The 20482-nt window shown below is 33.8% G+C and carries 14 protein-coding genes and 5 tRNA genes; 15 read left to right on the top strand and 4 right to left on the bottom strand.

What is annotated here, in order from left to right:
• The first annotated feature begins 180 nt into the window (after positions 1-180).
• On the top strand, positions 181-1419 hold the full coding sequence (locus ACYEKI_RS11190; RefSeq protein ID WP_459211280.1) for a metallophosphoesterase: 1239 nt from the start codon (positions 181-183) through the stop codon (positions 1417-1419).
• Between the two features lie 74 nt (positions 1420-1493).
• On the top strand, positions 1494-1790 hold the full coding sequence (locus tag ACYEKI_RS11195) for a thioredoxin family protein (RefSeq protein ID WP_459211281.1): 297 nt from the start codon (positions 1494-1496) through the stop codon (positions 1788-1790).
• On the opposite strand, the gene ACYEKI_RS11200 is transcribed toward ACYEKI_RS11195, so the two are convergent.
• Together ACYEKI_RS11200 and ACYEKI_RS11205 are read right to left on the bottom strand one after the other, a co-directional pair.
• Complete coding sequence (locus ACYEKI_RS11200; RefSeq protein ID WP_459211282.1) at positions 1787-2431, bottom strand: polysaccharide deacetylase family protein; 645 nt, start codon at positions 2429-2431, stop codon at positions 1787-1789. The genes ACYEKI_RS11195 and ACYEKI_RS11200 overlap by 4 nt on opposite strands.
• Before the next feature lie 49 nt (positions 2432-2480).
• Positions 2481-5792: a protein O-mannosyl-transferase family gene (locus ACYEKI_RS11205; protein ID WP_459211283.1), complete on the bottom strand. Its 3312-nt coding sequence runs from the start codon at positions 5790-5792 to the stop codon at positions 2481-2483.
• Positions 5793-6057: 265 nt separating this feature from the next.
• Between ACYEKI_RS11205 and ACYEKI_RS11210 the strand changes: the two genes are divergently transcribed.
• The 5 genes from ACYEKI_RS11210 (at position 6058) to ACYEKI_RS11230 (ending at position 6598) form a co-directional block, all read left to right on the top strand.
• Positions 6058-6130: transfer RNA gene (locus ACYEKI_RS11210), tRNA-Gln, on the top strand.
• Between the two features lie 44 nt (positions 6131-6174).
• Positions 6175-6247, top strand: a tRNA-Gln gene (locus tag ACYEKI_RS11215).
• Between the two features lie 44 nt (positions 6248-6291).
• A tRNA-Gln gene (locus tag ACYEKI_RS11220) sits at positions 6292-6364 on the top strand.
• Positions 6365-6408: 44 nt separating this feature from the next.
• A tRNA-Gln gene (locus tag ACYEKI_RS11225) sits at positions 6409-6481 on the top strand.
• Between the two features lie 44 nt (positions 6482-6525).
• A tRNA-Gln gene (locus ACYEKI_RS11230) sits at positions 6526-6598 on the top strand.
• Between the two features lie 56 nt (positions 6599-6654).
• Here the strand turns inward: ACYEKI_RS11230 and ACYEKI_RS11235 are convergent.
• The gene (locus ACYEKI_RS11235) at positions 6655-7485 is read right to left on the bottom strand and encodes a universal stress protein (RefSeq protein WP_459211284.1); all 831 of its coding nucleotides are present in this window, start codon (positions 7483-7485) and stop codon (positions 6655-6657) included.
• A gap of 284 nt (positions 7486-7769) precedes the next feature.
• Between ACYEKI_RS11235 and rimP the strand changes: the two genes are divergently transcribed.
• From rimP to infB, 3 genes are read left to right on the top strand one after another with little or no spacing between them, the layout of a single operon-like run.
• On the top strand, positions 7770-8234 hold the full coding sequence (gene rimP, locus ACYEKI_RS11240; RefSeq protein ID WP_459211285.1) for a ribosome assembly cofactor RimP: 465 nt from the start codon (positions 7770-7772) through the stop codon (positions 8232-8234).
• 11 nt (positions 8235-8245) lie between these two features.
• Positions 8246-9478 (top strand): transcription termination factor NusA, encoded by a 1233-nt coding sequence (nusA, locus tag ACYEKI_RS11245; protein ID WP_459211286.1) that lies wholly within the window; start codon positions 8246-8248, stop codon positions 9476-9478.
• 45 nt (positions 9479-9523) lie between these two features.
• On the top strand, positions 9524-12406 hold the full coding sequence (gene infB / locus ACYEKI_RS11250) for a translation initiation factor IF-2 (protein WP_459211287.1): 2883 nt from the start codon (positions 9524-9526) through the stop codon (positions 12404-12406).
• Between the two features lie 219 nt (positions 12407-12625).
• Here the strand turns inward: infB and ACYEKI_RS11255 are convergent, their stop codons facing one another.
• Entirely contained in the window at positions 12626-13099 is a 474-nt protein-coding gene (locus ACYEKI_RS11255; protein ID WP_459211288.1) for an SPOR domain-containing protein, read from the bottom strand.
• A gap of 220 nt (positions 13100-13319) precedes the next feature.
• Here ACYEKI_RS11255 and ACYEKI_RS11260 point away from each other — a divergent pair, with 220 nt between their 5' ends.
• From ACYEKI_RS11260 to ACYEKI_RS11280, 5 genes are read left to right on the top strand one after another with little or no spacing between them, the layout of a single operon-like run.
• Entirely contained in the window at positions 13320-14609 is a 1290-nt protein-coding gene (locus tag ACYEKI_RS11260; protein WP_459211409.1) for a c-type cytochrome, read from the top strand.
• Positions 14610-14638: 29 nt separating this feature from the next.
• Positions 14639-17755: a TAT-variant-translocated molybdopterin oxidoreductase gene (locus ACYEKI_RS11265; protein ID WP_459211289.1), complete on the top strand. Its 3117-nt coding sequence runs from the start codon at positions 14639-14641 to the stop codon at positions 17753-17755.
• 38 nt (positions 17756-17793) lie between these two features.
• Complete coding sequence (gene nrfD, locus ACYEKI_RS11270) at positions 17794-19269, top strand: NrfD/PsrC family molybdoenzyme membrane anchor subunit (protein WP_459211290.1); 1476 nt, start codon at positions 17794-17796, stop codon at positions 19267-19269.
• A gap of 1 nt (position 19270) precedes the next feature.
• Positions 19271-19798, top strand: coding sequence for a DUF3341 domain-containing protein (locus ACYEKI_RS11275; RefSeq protein ID WP_459211291.1), 528 nt, complete (start codon positions 19271-19273; stop codon positions 19796-19798).
• Positions 19799-19802: 4 nt separating this feature from the next.
• Positions 19803-20471, top strand: coding sequence for a c-type cytochrome (locus tag ACYEKI_RS11280; RefSeq protein ID WP_459211292.1), 669 nt, complete (start codon positions 19803-19805; stop codon positions 20469-20471).
• The last annotated feature ends 11 nt before the right edge of the window (positions 20472-20482 follow it).

The raw sequence follows: 20482 nt of genomic DNA on the forward strand, positions 1-20482 counted from the left end.
ATGATGTAGTTTATGTAACTAAGAATTACAATATAGGTTACTTTATTAATGTATTGTTTTCGTGAATTTCCAAAATTACAAATAAATAAAATAGAAATAGTATCTCTGCAATTTGCTTTTGTTGTAACAATTTATAATGTAAATCGTCTTATGTGATACTATTTTGAAAAAAGAAAAACCATGCGCTGGATAATTTTTATACTGATTTATACCATAATTGAATTGTATGCCTTTCAGGCAATTAGAGTGGTGTCCAAAAATAAGTGGGTAATGACAGCTTATATTATTTGGTCTATTAGTGTATTGAGCTATTTAATTTATGTGATGTATACCTATGATCGTAGTGTTGGACCTACGCAATATTCTTTAAATGCAGGTGCATTGTTTGTGATTTCAATTGTTCCTAAATTAATATTGATTGTTTTCTTATTTGGAGAAGATATCGTTAGAGGACTAATAGGAGGATATAATTATATCTCTCAAACATTCTTTAATGGAGAAAAAGATGGGTATATACCGAGTAGAAGGAAATTTTTAAGTCAATTAGCATTAGGAGCAGCAGCAATACCTTTTGCTGGTTTTTTACATGGTATTTTTAAAGGGAAATATAATTTCAAAGTACTTAGGCATGTATTGTATTTTGAGGATTTACCCAAAGCCTTTGATGGATTTAGAATTGCTCAAATCTCCGATATACATTCAGGTAGTTTTGATGATCCAGAGAAAATTAAATATGCAGTAGATCTTATTAACGAACAAGAAAAAGATGTTTTGCTGTTTACTGGTGATATTGTAAATACCAAAGCAGAAGAGATGGATCCATGGATTGATATCTTTAAAAGAATTAAGTCACCAGAACATGGAAAGTTTTCTGTATTAGGAAATCATGATTATGGAGAATATGTTTCTTGGGAATCTGAAGAAGCAAAGGAAGCAAATTTCAGTGCGATAAAAGGCATTCATGATAAAATTGATTTTAAACTGTTGCTTAATGAGCATACCTATTTACAAAAAGGAGAGGAACGTATCGCTTTACTTGGAGTAGAGAATTGGGGACATAATTTTAAGAAGGCAGGAGATTTACAATTGGCTTCTCAACAAGTTAATAAAGAAGATTTTAAAGTATTAATGACTCATGATCCTTCTCATTGGGAACACGAAGTGAAAAATGATGTAAATAATTATCATCTTACTTTAAGTGGGCATACACATGGATTTCAATTTGGTATAGAAATCCCGGGTTTTCTTAAATGGAGCCCTGTACAATATGTCTATAAGCAATGGGCGGGAATGTACAGTGAGAATGATAGGTATATTAATGTAAATAGAGGCTTTGGTTTTCACGCTTACCCAGGTCGAGTGGGAATTTGGCCAGAAATTACAATTATCGAACTAAGACACGGTTCAAAACCCGTATAATTGCTAGAAAATCTTATCTTTACATAGTACAATCAACACAAATATTTTTTTGATTGTGTTGGAATCTCTTAGATATGTCAAAATTTGGAGAATTAATTAGTGTTTCTGCACCTGTTTTACTAGATTTTTATACTGAGTGGAATGATGCTTCTGTAGCGATGCACCCAGTGTTGAGAGATGTTGCTGCAGCTTTGGGTGATAAAGCTAAAGTAATAAAAATTGATGTAGATAAAAACGAGGAATTAGCCACAGCACTTAGAGTAAAAGGATTACCTACTTTAATGATTTATAAAGAAGGTGAAATGGTATGGAGGCAAAGTGGAGAGCAAGATGCTAATACCTTAATAGGTTTAATGAAAGAATATATTTAAAGCTTAATAGCTTCAAAAGAATAACCTAGACTTTGATAGTGCATTAATATTTTAGGTAATACATATTGCATATTCTTTGCAGCTTTGTGACTATCATGTAAAACGATGATGCTTCCGTTAACTGTATTGTTTAATACGTTTTTTAGACATTGTTGTGGCGATATTTTCTTTTCCCAATCTTTTGCTAACACATCCCACATAATAATAGTATACCCTTGCTTTTGTAGTATTCGAGAAACTTTTTTGGTAATCTTGCCATAAGGAGGTCTAAAGAGTTTTTGTTTTGTATAAGCAGATTTCTGTATTAGTTCTTGTCCTTTATCTATATTAACTAAATAATCCTTTAAAGGAGTTTTCCAGCAATTTAGATGATTAAAGGTATGATTTCCTATAGCATGCCCTTCAATTATAATTCTATTAAAAATAGAAGGATGTTTTCTAATATTATCTCCTATACAAAAGAAAGTAGCTTTGGCTTGATGAGTTTTTAAAGTATCAAGAACAAACTCTGTAATTTCAGGAATTGGACCATCATCAAAAGTGAGGTAAAGTTTTTTTTGATCTTTTTTATAAAAATCCCAAGTGAGTTTTGAAAAAAAGAATTTAATCCATGCAGGTGTTTTTGAAGGAAAAAGCGTCATACTATAAAGTTAAAAAGGCTGTTTTTAAAAACAGCCTTTTTAATACTTTTTATTTTGAAATGGAGTCAATCGTATCTAATTTGACTTCGGCCTCAGGTTTTTCACTCAACTCTTTGAGTAAGTCTTCTTCGGTTTTTCTTGTCAGATCTTCGTCTTCATAAATCTCATCATCTCTATAGAAATGAGAGAAGAGTTTTAAATAACGATTAAATTCATCTACTTTTTCTTCAATTATGTCTTGATCTCTATTTAATAATAATAAATCAACCACACCTCTATAGTGTTCAACACTTGTAATTATTTCTTGAGCAAGTTCATATTGATGTGTTAGTGTCAGGCTACTGTAGTAAGTAAGTTGCTCTTGATATTTCTTTGCAATTTTATTCCATAATTCACGAGCCTTTTCTTTTTCTCCTATTTCATAATAACCAGAAACATAAGGTTCAAGTAAAGTATAATATTCGTAGTACTCGATAGGCATTTTATCCATAGCAAGATCCATAACTTCTTTGGCCTTATCTTTTTTATCTTCATTGATGAGTGTTTCTACAAGGCGAGCTAAGTTTCCTCTGTAAGTAATAGAATTTCTTCGTGTTTCTGGATCGTGATAGATATTAGGATCATTACTATTACCCCAATCCCAACTCATTACATTTTTGTACATTAAATCAGAATCGATACGTCCCATATCATAAGGATTACGTGGATTGATTTTTGTACGAATAGGGACAAGTTTATAGGTAACACCATCTAATTGTAGATAATCTTTCATCCATAAATAATCATCATCTCCAAAACTACCTCCTGTAAAATAGATAGGACGTTCCCAGTTATTGTTAGCAATAATATCAAGCATTAGTAAACGATTCTTAAATAGAATATCTCCTTTTAGGTGAATATCAATATAAGGAACGATTAAATGAGCATCTTCAGGCTTTACAATTCCGTTTTTCAATACAGCTTCTTTATCAACAGGGATGCGAATATGTTTGGTAGGGAATGTATTCACTTTACTACCATTTTGTAATTCTCCTTTGGTTCTAGGATCATTACTTTCTATCCAATTCATCCAATCTTTAATAGGAATAGTGTCTTGAGTTACTCCTTGATAATATATAGCATCATTATTACCCCATTTATAAAAATCATGAGTTAATTGAGATGGAATAGGCTTACTATCATAAGCAGCTTTTTTCATTTGATCTATATACCAATCTGTAGCAAAGAGACTAGTGTTTATAGTTCTTACATCAGTACGATATTCTTCTATATCTTGTGCATACCATAAGGCAAAGGTATCATTATCACCTATGGTAAATAGTATAGCGTTCTTTTGGCAAGATTGTAAATACATTTTTGCCATTGCTTGTGCTGTGTAACGATTTGAACGATCATGATCATCCCAGTTTTGAGCAGCCAAAACTACAGGAACGGCAAGCATACATATAGCTGTGATAGCTGGAGCAACAATCTTGGGTTGCAGCTTACTTTTTAAAAGATCAAATAAGGCATATACACCAAATCCTATCCAAATGGAGAAAGCATAGAATGATCCAACTAAAGCATAATCTCTTTCCCTAGGTTCAAATGGACGTTCATTTAAATATAATTTTAACGCTAATCCAGTAAAAACAAAGAAAACTAAAAGTATCCAAAAGTTTTTCTTATCTCGTTGTAATTGAAATACAAAACCTAATAATCCTAAAATAAGAGGTAAGAAGTAATAAGTATTACGAGCCCTATTATTTAATGCGTCAGAAGTTAAGTTTTGTTGTGATCCTAATCGCATTTCATCAACTAGATCAATACCACTTAACCAATTTCCTTCAAGATCAGTCATTTTACCTTGGTTGTCATCTTGTCTTCCAACGAAATTCCACATAAAATAACGCCAGTACATATAGCCAATTTGATACACAAAGAAATACTTCATATTATCAATAAAGGAAGGCCTTTCTACATTAACATAATCTTTTATCGAACGTAAAAACTTATCATAATCTGCATTATCTAAGTTCCCTTTTGCATATTCTCTTCTAAATTCGGTTATCGTTTGTAGTAATTCTTTCTCACCTTGATATTCCGGTTTTACTGTGAACTTAACGGGCCCAGTAAAATTCATATAATTCTCTATATGTTCTAGACTCCACATTCTAGGTAAAAAACCTTTATGATCTGGAGATGTATTTTGTTTAGCGTTTTTCCATTCGTTTACAATAACATATTTACCAGTTTTAAGATCTTTTTCATATTTAGGTTTATCATCTATATATGGATTGTTAATATCTAAACCGCCATAAATTTCTGTGAATTGAGGTCCATAAAATAAATGCGTTTCTGGATATTGTTCTAGGTTATAATATGCAAGTAATTCTCGTGCACTTTTTGGACTGTTTTCGTTAACAACAGTTCCTGCATTTGCACGTATAGGTAACATTACCCAACTAGAGAAACCTATAAAAATAAATAAAACGCAAAGTAATAATGTATTTATTAATGGAAAGTTCTTTTTGCGAGTATATTTGATTCCATAGAAAAAACCTACAGCAATAGCCAAGGCTAAGAAAATAGTACCCGAATTAAAAGGTAAGCTTAGTACATTAACAAAGAATACTTCTGTAGCACCAAAAAGTTTTAGTGTATTAGGAAGTAAAAATTTGAAAATGAATAACAGTATAAAAACTACTACAACATTGGCTACAATGAAATTCTTAATGGTAATCTTTTGATAATTTTTGAAATAGTACAATAACCCTATTGCTGGAATAGTAAGTAATCCCATAAAGTGAACACCAAAAGAGAGTCCTACAATAAAAGCGATTAAAATTACCCAGCGATTTCCTCTAGGGGAGTGCATATCTTGTTCCCATCGTAATCCTAAATAGAATAAGACTGACATAATGCAAATTGCCATAGCATAAACTTCGGCCTCTACAGCATTAAACCAGAAACTATCTGTAAAAGTAAAGGCTAAAGAACCAACGAGTCCACTACCTAATACAGCAATGGCTTTACTTTTAGTTAGTTCTTCATCTATAGCGATAAGTTTACGAACCAAAATTGTAATTGACCAGAACATAAACATAATAGCCAATGCACTTGCAAATGCAGATGTTAAATTAACCATTAAAGCTATTTGAGTTGGATCTGATGCAAAAATAGATGCAAATGCACCTATCATTTGAAACAAGGGTGCTCCAGGAGGGTGACCAACTTGAAGTTTTGAAGAAGTTGAAATATATTCACCTGCATCCCAAAAACTAGCGGTTGGTTCGACAGTAAGACCGTATACAGTAAGAGCTATACCAAAGACAACCCAACCTAAAATTTTATTCCACTTAGAGAAATTAAAATTATTCATAAGTACTATGCTATAAAATAAAGTATCTGGCGAATTTAATAATTAAAGTAGTTGACACCATATAAATTCAACATTAAAACTGTCTTTTTATCATTTTGTTGCAATCATGACAGATAAAGCAGTGCTATGATAAATTAAGGTAAAAGGATTAAAAGATATTGATAGTGATTAAATTAAGATTGTTTGTCAAAGGAAACTTAAAAAAAATATAAAAAAGTTTTGTCGAATTGAAGTTATGCTGTATATTTGCACCCGCAAACTGTAATGGTCTATGGTGTAACTGGCAACACGTCTGGTTTTGGTCCAGAAGAGTCTAGGTTCGAGCCCTAGTAGACCAACAAAAATCAATGTTTAGTTGGTTCTTATAAAATACAATTTGCAATGGTCTATGGTGTAACTGGCAACACGTCTGGTTTTGGTCCAGAAGAGTCTAGGTTCGAGCCCTAGTAGACCAACAAAAATCAATGTTTAGTTGGTTCTTATAAAATACAATTTGCAATGGTCTATGGTGTAACTGGCAACACGTCTGGTTTTGGTCCAGAAGAGTCTAGGTTCGAGCCCTAGTAGACCAACAAAAATCAATGTTTAGTTGGTTCTTATAAAATACAATTTGTAATGGTCTATGGTGTAACTGGCAACACGTCTGGTTTTGGTCCAGAAGAGTCTAGGTTCGAGCCCTAGTAGACCAACAAAAATCAATGTTTAGTTGGTTCTTATAAAATACAATTTGCAATGGTCTATGGTGTAACTGGCAACACGTCTGGTTTTGGTCCAGAAGAGTCTAGGTTCGAGCCCTAGTAGACCAACAAAAAAGCTGATTCAATTTGAATCAGCTTTTTTTATATCTAATTGTTATATAATGTTAGATTTTAAAAGTTATCACAGGTCGTTTAGCATGATTAACAAGATCTTCGCTTAAGCTACCATTAATAAAGTGAGAAATACCTTTTCTACCATGAGTACTTATTCCGATTAAACCAGCATTAATATTTTTTGAGAAATTTAAGATCCCTTTTTCAACGGTAAGATCATTATAGATATTCAAAGAATAATTTTCAATGCCAACATCTGCCATAAAAAGATTCATTTTTTCTTCAGTAGTAGCGGTGGTTTTAAAATTATTAGGAGTATTGATCCACAGTAAATGTAATTTTGCATCTATCTCTTGAGCAAAAGCGTGTGCGGCTTTAATATTGGTTTTATCTTCATCATCAAAATTTGTAGCATATACAAAATCAGAAATACTAAAAATATCACGATCTTCTTTAATTACTAATACAGGTTTATCTGAGGTTCTCACAATTTTTTCTGCATTAGAACCAATAAAGATTTCTTCAAGTCCTTCAGATCCATGAGATCCCATGATAATAATATCTATATCATGTTTTTTGATATTTTCTGTAATACCACTTCTAATATCGCTAAAACTTACAATTTCTTCTAAATCTATATTTTGAAGAAAATCTTGTTGCATTAACTTTTCAAACTTATTATGTGTATGCTTCATTAAAAAAATAGCTTCTGGAGCAGGAGCAGTAGTACCACTTGACATCAAGTCGGTTAAATGCACAGGTAATTCTAATATGTGTAGTAGAAAAATCTTGCTATTGTGCTTTTTAGCCATTTGAACAGCCACTTTTAATGCGCTATCTGCTTGCTTTGAGAAATCTGTAGGAACTAATATATGTTTCATGAAATATGGTTTATGTCATTTGGGTTAGTATCTATCAAACTTTTAATAATAGGGCATGCAGCTATTGCTCTTTCATTAACCTTTATCTATGGGGGAAGATGGAATTGAATTAAGGTTAATTTAGGTCTTATAAATGTGTTAAATATATAGACTTAATAAAAATACAAATAATTTTTGATCTATTCAGGGTTTTTTATATAAGATATTATTGCTATCTTTGCACCAGAAAATGAAAAAATTGTTGAGGGGACGATAAAGTCCCCTCTTTTTTATCTGTTTGATTTATGTCGTTAAAAGATAAGGCCTTAAATTTGCTAGAGACAGCATTAGAGGAAAATGAATCATTATTTCTTATTGATTTTAAAATATTGAATGGAAATAAAATTCAAGTAATAATTGATGGAGATAATGGTGTTACAGTTGATAATTGTATCGCTATAAGTCGTGCAATAGAACATAATCTTGATAGAGAAGAAGAAGATTTTTCTTTAGATGTGATGTCGGCGGGGATTACAGAAGGATTGGTTCATTTAAGACAATATAAAAAGAATGTAGGTAGAACACTTGAAGTACAAACTCAAGAAGAGAAAATCAAAGGTGAACTTATAGAAACAACCGATGAACAAATTACTCTTGAGTGGAAAGCTAGAGAGCCAAAACCTATAGGAAAAGGAAAGGTAACAGTAACCAAAAGAGCATCTATAGCTTATGCAGATATAGTAAAAGCTAAAGTGGTGATAACATTTTAATAAAATCGGATATGGAAAATATCGCATTAATAGACTCTTTTTCAGAGTTTAAAGATGATAAATTAATAGATCGTGTGACGCTGATGGCGATCTTGGAAGATGTATTTAGAAGTGCACTAAAGAAAAAATTTGGTGATGATGATAATTTCGATATTATTATAAACCCTGACAAAGGAGATTTAGAGATTTGGAGAAACCGTGTGGTGGTTGCTGATGGAGAAGTAGAAGATAGTAATCAAGAGATTTCTTTAGCAGAAGCGAGAAAGATAGAGCCGGATTTTGAAGTAGGTGAGGATGTTTCTGAAGAAGTAAAACTTATAGATTTAGGAAGAAGATCAATTTTAGCATTACGTCAGAACTTGATAGCTAAAATTCATGAGCATGATAATACAAATATCTATAAGCAATTTAAAGAACTTGAAGGAGATATTTATACTGCAGAAGTACATCATATAAGACATAGAGCTGTAATTTTATTAGATGACGAAGGTAATGAGGTAGTATTGCCAAAGGATAAACAAATTCCAGCAGACTTTTTCCGTAAAGGAGAAAATGTAAGAGGAGTGATAGAAGCAGTAGAATTAAAAGGTAATAAACCTTCTATTATTATGTCTCGTACGTCACCTCTATTCTTAGAAAAATTATTTGAATCAGAAATACCAGAAGTATTTGATGGTTTAATAACAATAAAGAAAGTAGTAAGAATCCCAGGTGAGAAAGCTAAGGTAGCTGTAGATTCTTATGATGATAGAATTGATCCAGTAGGAGCATGTGTAGGGATGAAAGGTTCTCGTATTCACGGAATAGTTAGAGAATTAGGAAATGAGAATATTGATGTAATCAATTATACAAACAATGTTCAGTTATACATAACAAGAGCATTGAGTCCAGCAAAAGTAACTTCGGTTAAATTAGATGAAGAGAATAAAAGAGCTCAGGTAATCTTAAGACCAGAAGAAGTATCCAAAGCTATTGGTAGAGGAGGATATAACATTAGATTAGCAGGACAATTAACAGGTTATGAGATCGATGTTTACAGAGAAGGAGTAGAAGAAGATGTAGAGTTAACAGAGTTCTCAGACGAGATAGATTCTTGGATAATAGAAGAATTTGCTAAGATCGGATTAGATACTGCAAAGAGTATTTTAGAGCATGATCCAAAAGATTTGGTGAAGCGTACCGACTTAGAAGAAGAAACAATAAATGAAGTAGTGCGTATATTAAAATCAGAATTTGAGGATTAGTAAGCACAATTAATTTATATTTGCAGCAAAATTTAAAAGGCATTTATGGCTGATACAAAAACAATGAGATTAAATAAGGTATTACGCGAATTCAATATCTCGCTAGATCGGGCTGTGGACTTCTTAAGTTCAAAAGGTCACGAGATAGATGCGCGTCCTACTACAAAAATTTCTTCTGAAGTGTATAAACTTTTGTTTGATGAGTTTCAAGCAGACAAGAGTAAGAAGGTGGCTTCTAAAGAAGTAAGTGAAGAAAAGAAAAAGGAAAAAGAAGCTATACGCGTTCAATTAGAAAGTGAGCAAGAAGAAAAACGTAAGCGTGCAGAAGAAGCGCGTGATGTTGTAAAAGCTAAGGCGCAAATAAAAGGGCCTAAGCAAGTAGGTAAAATTGATCTCGATAAAGCTAAAAATGCAACTTCTCCTCAACAGCCCGAAGAGAAAAAAGAAAAAACTACTCCAAAGCCTGAAACACCAGCTCAAGCTCCAGCTGCCGAAGAAAAGAAAGAAGTAGTTAAAAAGCCTGAAACACCTAAAGTAGAGGAAAAAAAGAAGCCAGAAGTAGTTTCTAATCGCCCTCAAAAGCGTGAAATAAAAATTATGAAGCCAGCTCCAATAGAACTAGAGCAAAAGAAGGCAGAACGCGCAGAACGTGCTCAAGCTACTCAAAAGAAAAAAGAAGAGCCTAAAGAAAATATTATACCGGCTGAGTCTGAAAAAGTGAAGACACAGTATAAGAAACTTGATGGGCCTAACTTTACTGGACAAAAAATTGATTTAACTCAATTTAAAAAACCAGCGAAGAAAAAAGATGATAAATCATCTGATAATAAGGCTAAAAATGATGCGCAAAAGAAAAAGCGCAGAAGAATTAATAAGCAAGGTCAAGGTAATAATAACAACTCTCAAGGAGGAAATAATAACCAAAACCGTCAAGGTGGAGGAAATAGAGGCCGCAATAATAACAACAATAACAGAAGAGGTAATCAAAATAACAGAGGTCGTAAACCTATTGTTAAAGAAGAACCATCTGAAGCAGAAGTACAAAAGCAAATCCGTGAAACTTTAGAAAAGCTGCAAGGTAAATCTAAAGGTAAAGGAGCTAAGTACCGTAGAGATAAGCGTGATACGCACCGTCAAAAAACTGAAGAAGAATTAGCACAACAAGCAGCAGAAAGCAAAACATTAAAAGTAACAGAATTTGTTACTGCTAGTGAGGTTGCTACGATGATGGATGTGCCAGTAACCAAAGTCATTTCTGCTTGTATGTCATTAGGAATGATGGTTACTATGAATCAACGTCTTGATGCCGAAACCTTATCAATAGTTGCTGAAGAATTTGGATACGAAGTAGATTTTGTAACTGCAGATATCGAAGAAGCTATTGAAGAAGTAGCAGATAAGCCAGAAGATTTAGTAACTCGTGCACCTATAGTAACAGTAATGGGACACGTTGATCACGGTAAAACTTCCTTATTAGATTACATCCGTAAAGAAAATGTAATTGCAGGAGAAAGTGGAGGTATCACACAGCATATTGGTGCTTATGGAGTTGAATTAGAAAGCGGACAAAAAATTGCATTCTTAGATACACCAGGTCACGAGGCCTTTACAGCAATGCGTGCTCGTGGAGCTCAAGTAACAGATATTGCTATTATTGTGATTGCTGCCGATGATGATATCATGCCTCAAACAAAAGAAGCAATATCTCACGCACAAGCAGCAGGTGTACCAATTGTGTTTGCAATAAACAAAGTTGATAAGCCTACAGCTAACCCAGATAATATAAAAACTAAGTTAGCAGCAATGAACTTGTTAGTAGAAGAATGGGGAGGGAAAATCCAATCTCATGATATCTCTGCAAAAACAGGTTTAGGAGTTAACGAACTTTTAGAAAAAGTATTATTAGAAGCTGAAATTTTAGAATTAACAGCGAACCCTAATAAAGTAGCATCTGGAACAGTAGTAGAAGCATTCTTAGATAAAGGACGTGGATATGTATCTACAGTTTTAGTACAAGCAGGTACACTTAAAATTGGAGATTATGTTTTAGCTGGTAAAAATAGTGGTAAGGTTAAAGCTATGCATGACGAGCGTGGTAAATCTATCAAAGAGGTGGGACCATCTACACCAGTTTCTATCTTAGGATTAGATGGAGCACCACAAGCAGGTGATAAATTTAATGTGATGATAGATGAGCGTGAAGCAAAAGATATTGCATCAAAACGTGCTCAATTACATAGAGAACAATCTGTGCGTACTCAGCGTCATATTACATTAGATGAAATTGGACGTCGTATCGCTCTTGGAGACTTTAAAGAATTGAATATTATTCTTAAGGGAGATGTTGATGGATCGGTAGAAGCATTAACAGATTCATTCCAGAAGTTATCTACAGAAGAAATTCATGTAAATATTATCCATAAAGCAGTAGGAGCTATTACAGAAAGTGATGTGTTATTAGCTTCGGCATCAGATGCGATTATTATCGGATTTAACGTTAGACCAGCAGGAAATGCTCGTATGGTTGCCGATAAAGAAGAAATCGATATCAGAACATACTCGATCATCTATGATGCAATAAATGATCTTAAAGATGCAATGGAAGGAATGTTGTCACCAGTAATGAAAGAAGAAATTACAGGTACAGCAGAGATCAGAGAGACATTCAAGATTTCTAAGATCGGAACTATTGCTGGATGTATGGTTCAAACTGGTAAGATTTACAGAAACTCTGGAGTTCGTATTATTAGAGAAGGTGTTGTAGTTTACACTGGAGAATTAGCTTCGTTAAAACGTTTCAAAGACGATGTTAAAGAAGTTAGTAAAGGATACGATTGTGGACTTCAAATTAAGAACTACAACGACATTAGAATTAATGATGTAGTAGAAGCTTATCAAGAAGTAGCTGTTAAGAAGAAATTGAAATAAACTTATATTCAATATATCAAAAAGCCTCATCATATGATGAGGCTTTCTTTTTTAATTCAGATAGCTATTATTTTATGAGTTATTTAAAATGATATTTATCCTATAATTTAAGACATTTTAAGATAGGGTATTTTGGATTAAAACCAAATTGAATATAATCGTATATAAAAAAGGCCTACAACGATTGTAAGCCTTTTTTATAGTATTTTTTTAAACCATTTATTTGGTATCAGAAGCTTTAGGTTTTAAAGCAAAAGCATCTGGGAATTTCTCTTTGATCTTGAGTAAGGCGCGATCAGCTTCTAATTGATTTCTAAAATTGCCTACCCATATTTTATAATTAGGAGTTTGATATACAATACTACCTTCCCATTCTTCAAAAGATTCTTTATAAGCTTTTAATATTTCGTTTGCCTCTTTTAGATTTCCATAAGCTAATTGAATTTTATAGCGATCATTAAATTCTCCTTTTAAGCTCATTTTATTCTTTAAATTCAGGATTTGCTTAATTTTTGGATCTTCTTTTACAGTGACTGTAGGAGTAATGGGAGCTGTATTTTGTTGATAAAAAGGCGGAGTTGTACTTACGTTTTCCGGATTAGAAACTATAGTATCTTGAGCGTAAGAAAATAAGCCACAAGAAATTAGAAATAACGATGTAATTAAAGTGTCTTTTTTTGATAAGATTCTCATTTCAAATGAATTTGATGCAAATGTATAGTATAATAACACAATAACCTTAAAAAATATTATTTAGAACAATTATAAATTAATAGCTAACGGTTCGTTAACATTTCTAAAATCGACTTAATATGCTACTTTTGTGCACGAATTAAACGGCATTGGATTTTTATGCAAACGTTGTAATGAAAAGATCATGCCAAAAAAACAGACGATAATTCTACTTAATAATATGGAACAGGTTAAAAACCGTAATTCAGTCTCCAGAATCCTGATCTTAGGGATAGCCTTTTTGTTAACGTTTTCTATGCCAGCAGTGGCACAAGATGCCCCAGCAGGAGATGCGGCAAAAGGTAAGGAGTTGTTTAATTCATTGTGTGCAGCGTGTCATAAACGCTATAAAAAGTCAACAGGGCCAGCGCTATTCGGAGTGACAGATCGTCGTGATACCGAGTGGATTTACTCTTGGGTAAAGAATAGTAAAGCTATGATTGATGCAGGTGATGCAGACGCTATAGCTATTTTTGAGGAGTACAAGAAAACTCCAATGAATGCTTTTCCTCAATTAAGCAACACAGATATTGATAATATCATTGCTTATGTAATGGAGCCTAAAGCGACACCTTCTACAGGAGTAACACCAGGAGGAGATCAAGCACAACAAGTTGAAGGAACTGTAATTTCAAACGAATTAATACTAGGTGCTTTAGCTTTTATTCTTTTACTATTAATCTCGATTTTAGTATTGGTTAATAAGACATTAAAGAATATAGCAAAAGCAAACGGAGTTGAGTTACCAGAAGATAAAGAAGGACACAAACCTTTATGGAAAGCTTTTGTAGATAACCAATTCTTAGTAATTGTATCTTCGATATTATTATTACTTGTAAGTGCTTACTTTGCGTATGGATATTTAATGCAAGTAGGTGTTGATCAAGGATACCAACCAATACAACCAATTCATTACTCACACAGAATTCACGCAGGTGATAATAAGATTGACTGTAAGTACTGTCACTCTTCTGCTAGAGTAAGTAAAACTTCAGGAATCCCATCGTTAAATGTATGTATGAACTGTCACAAGTCTATTAGTGAAGTTGCAGAAACTACAGCAACAGCAGATCATTCAAAAGAGTTTTATGATGGAGAGATCCAAAAACTATATAATGCAGTAGGATGGGATCCATCGTCTCAATCTTACACTGGAGAAACAAAACCAGTTAAGTGGGTACGAATCCATAATTTACCAGACTTTGCATATTTTAACCACTCTCAACACGTAAGTGTGGCAGGTGTAAAGTGTCAGCAGTGTCACGGACCTATCGAAGAGATGGAAGTAGTATATCAACACGCTCCATTAACAATGGGATGGTGTATCAACTGTCACAGAGAGACAAATGTGAAAGTTGAAGGAAACGAATACTACGAGAAAATTCACAAAGAATTGTCTAAGAAGTATGGCGTTGATAAGTTAACAGCAGCACAAATGGGTGGACTGGAATGCGGTAAATGTCACTATTAATCACTTTAAGAAGCTAATATTTATATCATATGTCATCTAACAAGAAATACTGGAAAAGTGTTGAAGAGCTAAACGAAAATAGCTCAATTGTTGAGACGCTACAACAAAACGAATTTGTAGGAGAAATACCTACAGATGAGTTTTTAGGTAATAAATCATCATTAGAGAATTCATCGACTACTCGTCGTGATTTCTTAAAATACGTAGGATTTAGTACTGCAGCTGCATCATTAGCAGCTTGTGAAGGACCGGTTGTAAAATCTATTCCTTACGTAGTACAACCAGAACAAATCGTTCCTGGAGTTGCAAACTTTTATGCAACAACTATAGCAGATGGTTTTGATTTTGCGAGTATATTAATTAAAACTCGTGAAGGTCGTCCAATCAAAGTTGAAAGAAATAATTTATCAACATCAGGTCATGATGCTAATGCAAGAGCTCATGCATCAGTATTATCATTATACGATAATACACGTTTAAAAGGGCCTAAAGGTGCTGGTGATGATGTTAGCTGGGAAACTTTAGATAAAGAAGTTACTGCAAAATTAAATGCAATAAGAGGAAAAGAGATTGTATTATTAACACAAACTTTTGCAAGTCCTTCAACTTCTAAACTTATCGAAGAGTTTAAAGCAAAATATGGAAATGTAAGACATGTTGTATATGATGCAGTATCTAATAGTGAAGCTTTAGATGCATACCAACAAATGTACGGTGAGAGAGCATTAGCAGATTATGATTTTGCTCATGCAGATGTAGTTGTTGGTGTTGGAGCTGATTTCTTAGGTGACTGGCAAGGTGGTGGATATGACGGAGGATATGCAAAAGGACGTATTCCTAAAAATGGAAAAATGTCTAAGCATATTCAATTTGAAGCGAATATGACTATTACAGGTGCAAACGCAGATAAGCGTGTACCTGCTACTCCATCTCAACAAAAACAAATATTAGCAGCTATTTATGCAGGAGTTACTGGTCATGGATCAAAGGGTAGCTTAGATGCTAACTTAGAAGCTGAAGTGATTAAAGCAGTTAAGCATTTAAATAAGGCAGGAAAGAATGCTGTAGTTGTTTCTGGAATTCCAGATGTTGATGCACAATTAGTTGTTTTAGCAATAAACAAAGCTTTAGAAAGTAAAGCTTTTAATGAGAGTACACCTCGTAAAATCCGTCAAGGTAATACAAAGGCAGTAGCTCAATTAGTAAAAGATATGAATGCAGGTAAAGTAGGTGCACTTCTTATAGCAGGAGTGAATCCTATATATAGCTTACCTAATGCTTCAGAATTTGAAAGTGGATTAAAGAAAGTTGGATTATCTGTTGCATTTTCTATGCATGAAGATGAAACATCACAATTGTGTAACTATATAGCTACGACACCTCATTATTTAGAAGCATGGGGAGATGTAGAGCTTAAGAAAGGTAGTTACAGTTTAATTCAACCTACGATTAGACCATTATTTGATACACGTCAATTCCAAGAAACATTATTAATGTGGACAGGAAATACTTCAAGTTATAATGATTATATCAAAGAAGCTTGGACAGGTATCTTAGGTGATTCTTCATGGAATCAAGCATTACATGATGGAGTTTTAGTAAAACCAGCTTTAGCTTCAGCTGCTTTAGAAGAGGCTTTAGAAACTCCAGAAGGTGATGAATTAGAAGAAGAAATTGTAAGTACATCTACAGTAGATGCAAGTGCTTCAGCTAGAAAATTAGCAGGTGCTTCAGCAAGTGGAATGGAACTTACTTTATATACAAAAACAGGATTAGGAGATGGTCAACAAGCCAATAACCCTTGGTTACAAGAGTTACCAGATCCAATCACAAGAGTTTCTTGGGATAACTATTTAACTGTATCTAGAGCAGATGCAGAAGCTTTAGGATTAGAGAACTATAATGTTGCTAATGGAGCTTTAAATGGTAGTTATGCAAAAGTAACTGTAAATGGAGTATCTGTTGTTGTTCCAGCATTAATCCAGCCAGGTCAAGCCAAAGGGTCTGTTGGTTTAGCACTTGGATATGGTAAGACAGCTTCATTAAAAGAAGAAATGCAAGTAGGAGTTAATGCGTATCCTCTATATGCAAATCAAGATGCTGTTCAATCAGTAACAATTGAGAAAGCAGAAGGAACTCATGAATTTGCTTGTGTACAGTTACACAACACGTTAATGGGACGTGGAGACATTATCAAAGAAACATCTCTTGAGATTTTTAATACAAAAGATGTTCACGTTTGGAATGCTGTTCCAGAAGTAAGTAAAGATCATGTTGAGTTTGAAGTAACTTCTCCAGAAGTTGATCTTTGGGATGAATTTGATAGAAGTGTGGGACACCACTTTAATCTTTCAATTGATCTTAATGCATGTACTGGATGTGGTGCTTGTGTGATTGCTTGTCATGCAGAAAATAACGTACCAGTTGTAGGTAAGTCAGAAGTACGTAGATCAAGAGATATGCACTGGTTACGTATTGACCGTTATTATTCTTCAGAAGATAGTTTTGAAGGTGATAACAATAAGAAAGATAACATGTCAGGATTAGGTGATTCATTATCTCAATTTGGAGAAATGGAGCAACCAGCAGATAGTCCACAAGTTGCTTTCCAACCAGTAATGTGCCAACACTGTAATCACGCACCATGTGAAACTGTATGTCCAGTGGCAGCAACTTCTCATGGTAGACAAGGACAAAACCACATGGCATATAACCGTTGTGTAGGTACTAGATATTGTGCAAACAACTGTCCTTATAAAGTGCGTAGATTTAACTGGTTCTTATATAGTGGTAATGATGAGTTTGATTATCACATGAACAACGATTTAGGTCGTATGGTATTAAACCCAGATGTAACAGTTCGTTCTAGAGGGGTTATGGAAAAATGCTCTATGTGTATTCAAATGACACAAAAGACTATTCTTGATGCTAAGCGTGAAGGAAGAGAGATCAGAGATGGAGAGTTTGAAACAGCTTGTTCTGCAGCTTGTTCTTCTGGTGCGATGCGTTTTGGAGATATAAATGATAAAGATAGTGAGATTGCAGCATTGAAAGATGACAAGAGAGCTTATCATTTATTAGAGCATGTTGGGGTTAAACCTAATGTAGTGTATCAAACTAAGGTAAGAAACACATCAGAAGCTTAATTTTAAATTAATATAGAATCAATTCAATATAAAGAATTATGTCTCATTACGAAGCACCTATTAGAAAACCTTTAGTAACTGGGGATAAAACATATCACGATGTTACAAGAGATGTAGCAGCACCAGTTGAAGGTAAAGCAAATAAATCATGGTGGATTGTTTTCTCAATTTCCCTTGTTGCTTTCCTTTGGGGTTTGGGTTGTATGATTTATACAATATCAACAGGTATTGGAACCTGGGGATTAAATAAGACCGTAGGATGGTCTTGGGATATCACCAACTTCGTTTGGTGGGTAGGTATTGGTCACGCAGGAACACTGATTTCGGCCGTACTTTTATTATTCCGTCAAAAATGGAGAATGGCGATTAACCGTTCTGCAGAGGCAATGACAATTTTTGCCGTAGTTCAAGCAGGACTTTTCCCGATTATTCACATGGGACGTCCATGGTTAGGATATTGGGTATTACCTATACCAAACCAGTTTGGATCACTATGGGTAAACTTTAACTCACCTTTATTATGGGATGTATTTGCGATCTCAACTTATTTATCTGTATCATTAGTATTCTGGTGGACAGGTTTATTACCAGATTTCGCTATGTTACGTGATAGAGCTATTACACCTTTCAATAAAAAAATCTATAGTATTTTATCTTTTGGATGGAGTGGTAGAGCAAAAGATTGGCAACGTTTTGAAGAAGTATCATTGGTACTTGCAGGTTTAGCAACTCCACTTGTACTTTCTGTACACACGATTGTATCATTTGACTTCGCAACTTCTGTAATTCCAGGATGGCATACAACAATTTTCCCTCCTTACTTCGTTGCAGGAGCAATTTTCTCTGGATTCGCAATGGTAAACACGCTATTGATTATCATGAGAAAAGTTTCTAACCTAGAAAATTATATTACAATTCTTCACATCGAATTAATGAACATCGTAATCATGATTACAGGTTCTATAGTTGGTGTGGCATATATTACCGAGTTATTTATCGCATGGTATTCTGGAGTTGAGTACGAACAATATGCATTCTTAAATAGAGCAACAGGACCTTACTGGTGGGCATATTGGGCGATGATGACATGTAACGTATTCTCTCCGCAGTTTATGTGGTTCCCTAAATTGAGAAGAAGTATCATGTTCTCTTTCTTTATCTCTATAGTAGTAAATATAGGAATGTGGTTTGAGCGTTTTGTGATTATTGTGACTTCGCTTCACAGAGATTATTTACCATCTTCATGGACAATGTTCTCACCTACATTTGTAGATATAGGTATCTTTGTAGGTACAATAGGATTCTTCTTTGTATTGTTTTTATTATATGCACGTACATTCCCAGTGATTGCACAGGCAGAGGTAAAATCAATCTTGAAATCTTCAGGTTCTAAGTACAAGAAATTAAGAGAAGCTGGAATTGATCACAGAGACGAACTTCCGAAGAAAGAAGTTGTTATCATAAGAGAAACACATACAAACGAGGGTACTAACGAAACTATAAAAAACAACTAGTATGGCATCAAAAGTTATACACGCACTATATACAGATGATGATGTTTTAATGGACGCCGTTAAAGCAACTCGTAAAAAGCATTATCATATAGAAGAGGTTTATACACCTTTTCCAGTACACGGATTAGATAAGGTAATGGGATTGCCACATACACGTTTAGCGATTACATCTTTTATTTATGGATGTATTGGATTAACTGTAGCGATCACTATGATGAACCATATTATGATCGAAGATTGGCCACAGAATATTGGAGGTAAACCTAGTTTTAGCTTTATCGAAAACATGCCATCGTTTGTACCAATTATGTTTGAGCTTACTGTATTTTTTGCAGCTCACTTAATGGTAATTACTTTCTACATGAGAAGTAGATTATGGCCATTTAAAGAAGCTGAAAATCCAGATGTAAGAACTACAGATGATCATTTCTTAATGGAAATTGATGCTTCTCATAATAATGAAGATGAATTAGTAGAGTTCTTGACTAATACAGGAGCTGTTGAAATTAAAATAATAGATAAGCATTAGTAACATGAAGAGTACTATAAAATTATTAGCATTAGTGATTATAGTAATCAGTGCTATATCTTGTAAAAATGACCGCAAACCTAACTATCAGTTCTTCCCTAATATGTATGAATCACATGGGTATGAACCTTATAGTGAGCACAAAGTTTTTAAAGGTGGTCAAGAAGCAATGTTACCAGTAGAAGGAACAATTTCTAGAGGATGGATGCCTTATGAGTTTGAAAATAACACAGAAGGATATAATCTTGCAAAAGATACTTTAAAGAATCCTTTGGCTTATAACGAAGAGAACTTAGAAAAAGGAAAAGAACTTTACACTATCTACTGTGGTATTTGTCACGGAGCAAAAGGTAAAGGTAAAGGTGATCTTGTTAAAAGAGAGAAAATACTAGGAGTACCAAGCTATGATTCAAGAGAGATTACAGAAGGTAGTATTTACCATGTAATGTACTACGGGATTAACTCGATGGGATCTTATGCAGCTCAAACTAGTGAACATGAGCGTTGGCAAATTGTTCAGTATGTAGAAAAACTTAAAGCTGACTTAGAAGGACGTACACCACGTCTTGATAGTAATGCTCCTGTAGTAGCTGTTGAAGAGGCAGTACATGATGAAGCTCATGCTACAGAAGGACATGCAGAAGAAAACCACAAAGAAGAAGCACATCACTAGTGAGTGTATTA

This window comes from Aquimarina rhabdastrellae (assembly GCA_947387485.1).
GTDB lineage: Bacteria > Bacteroidota > Bacteroidia > Flavobacteriales > Flavobacteriaceae > Aquimarina.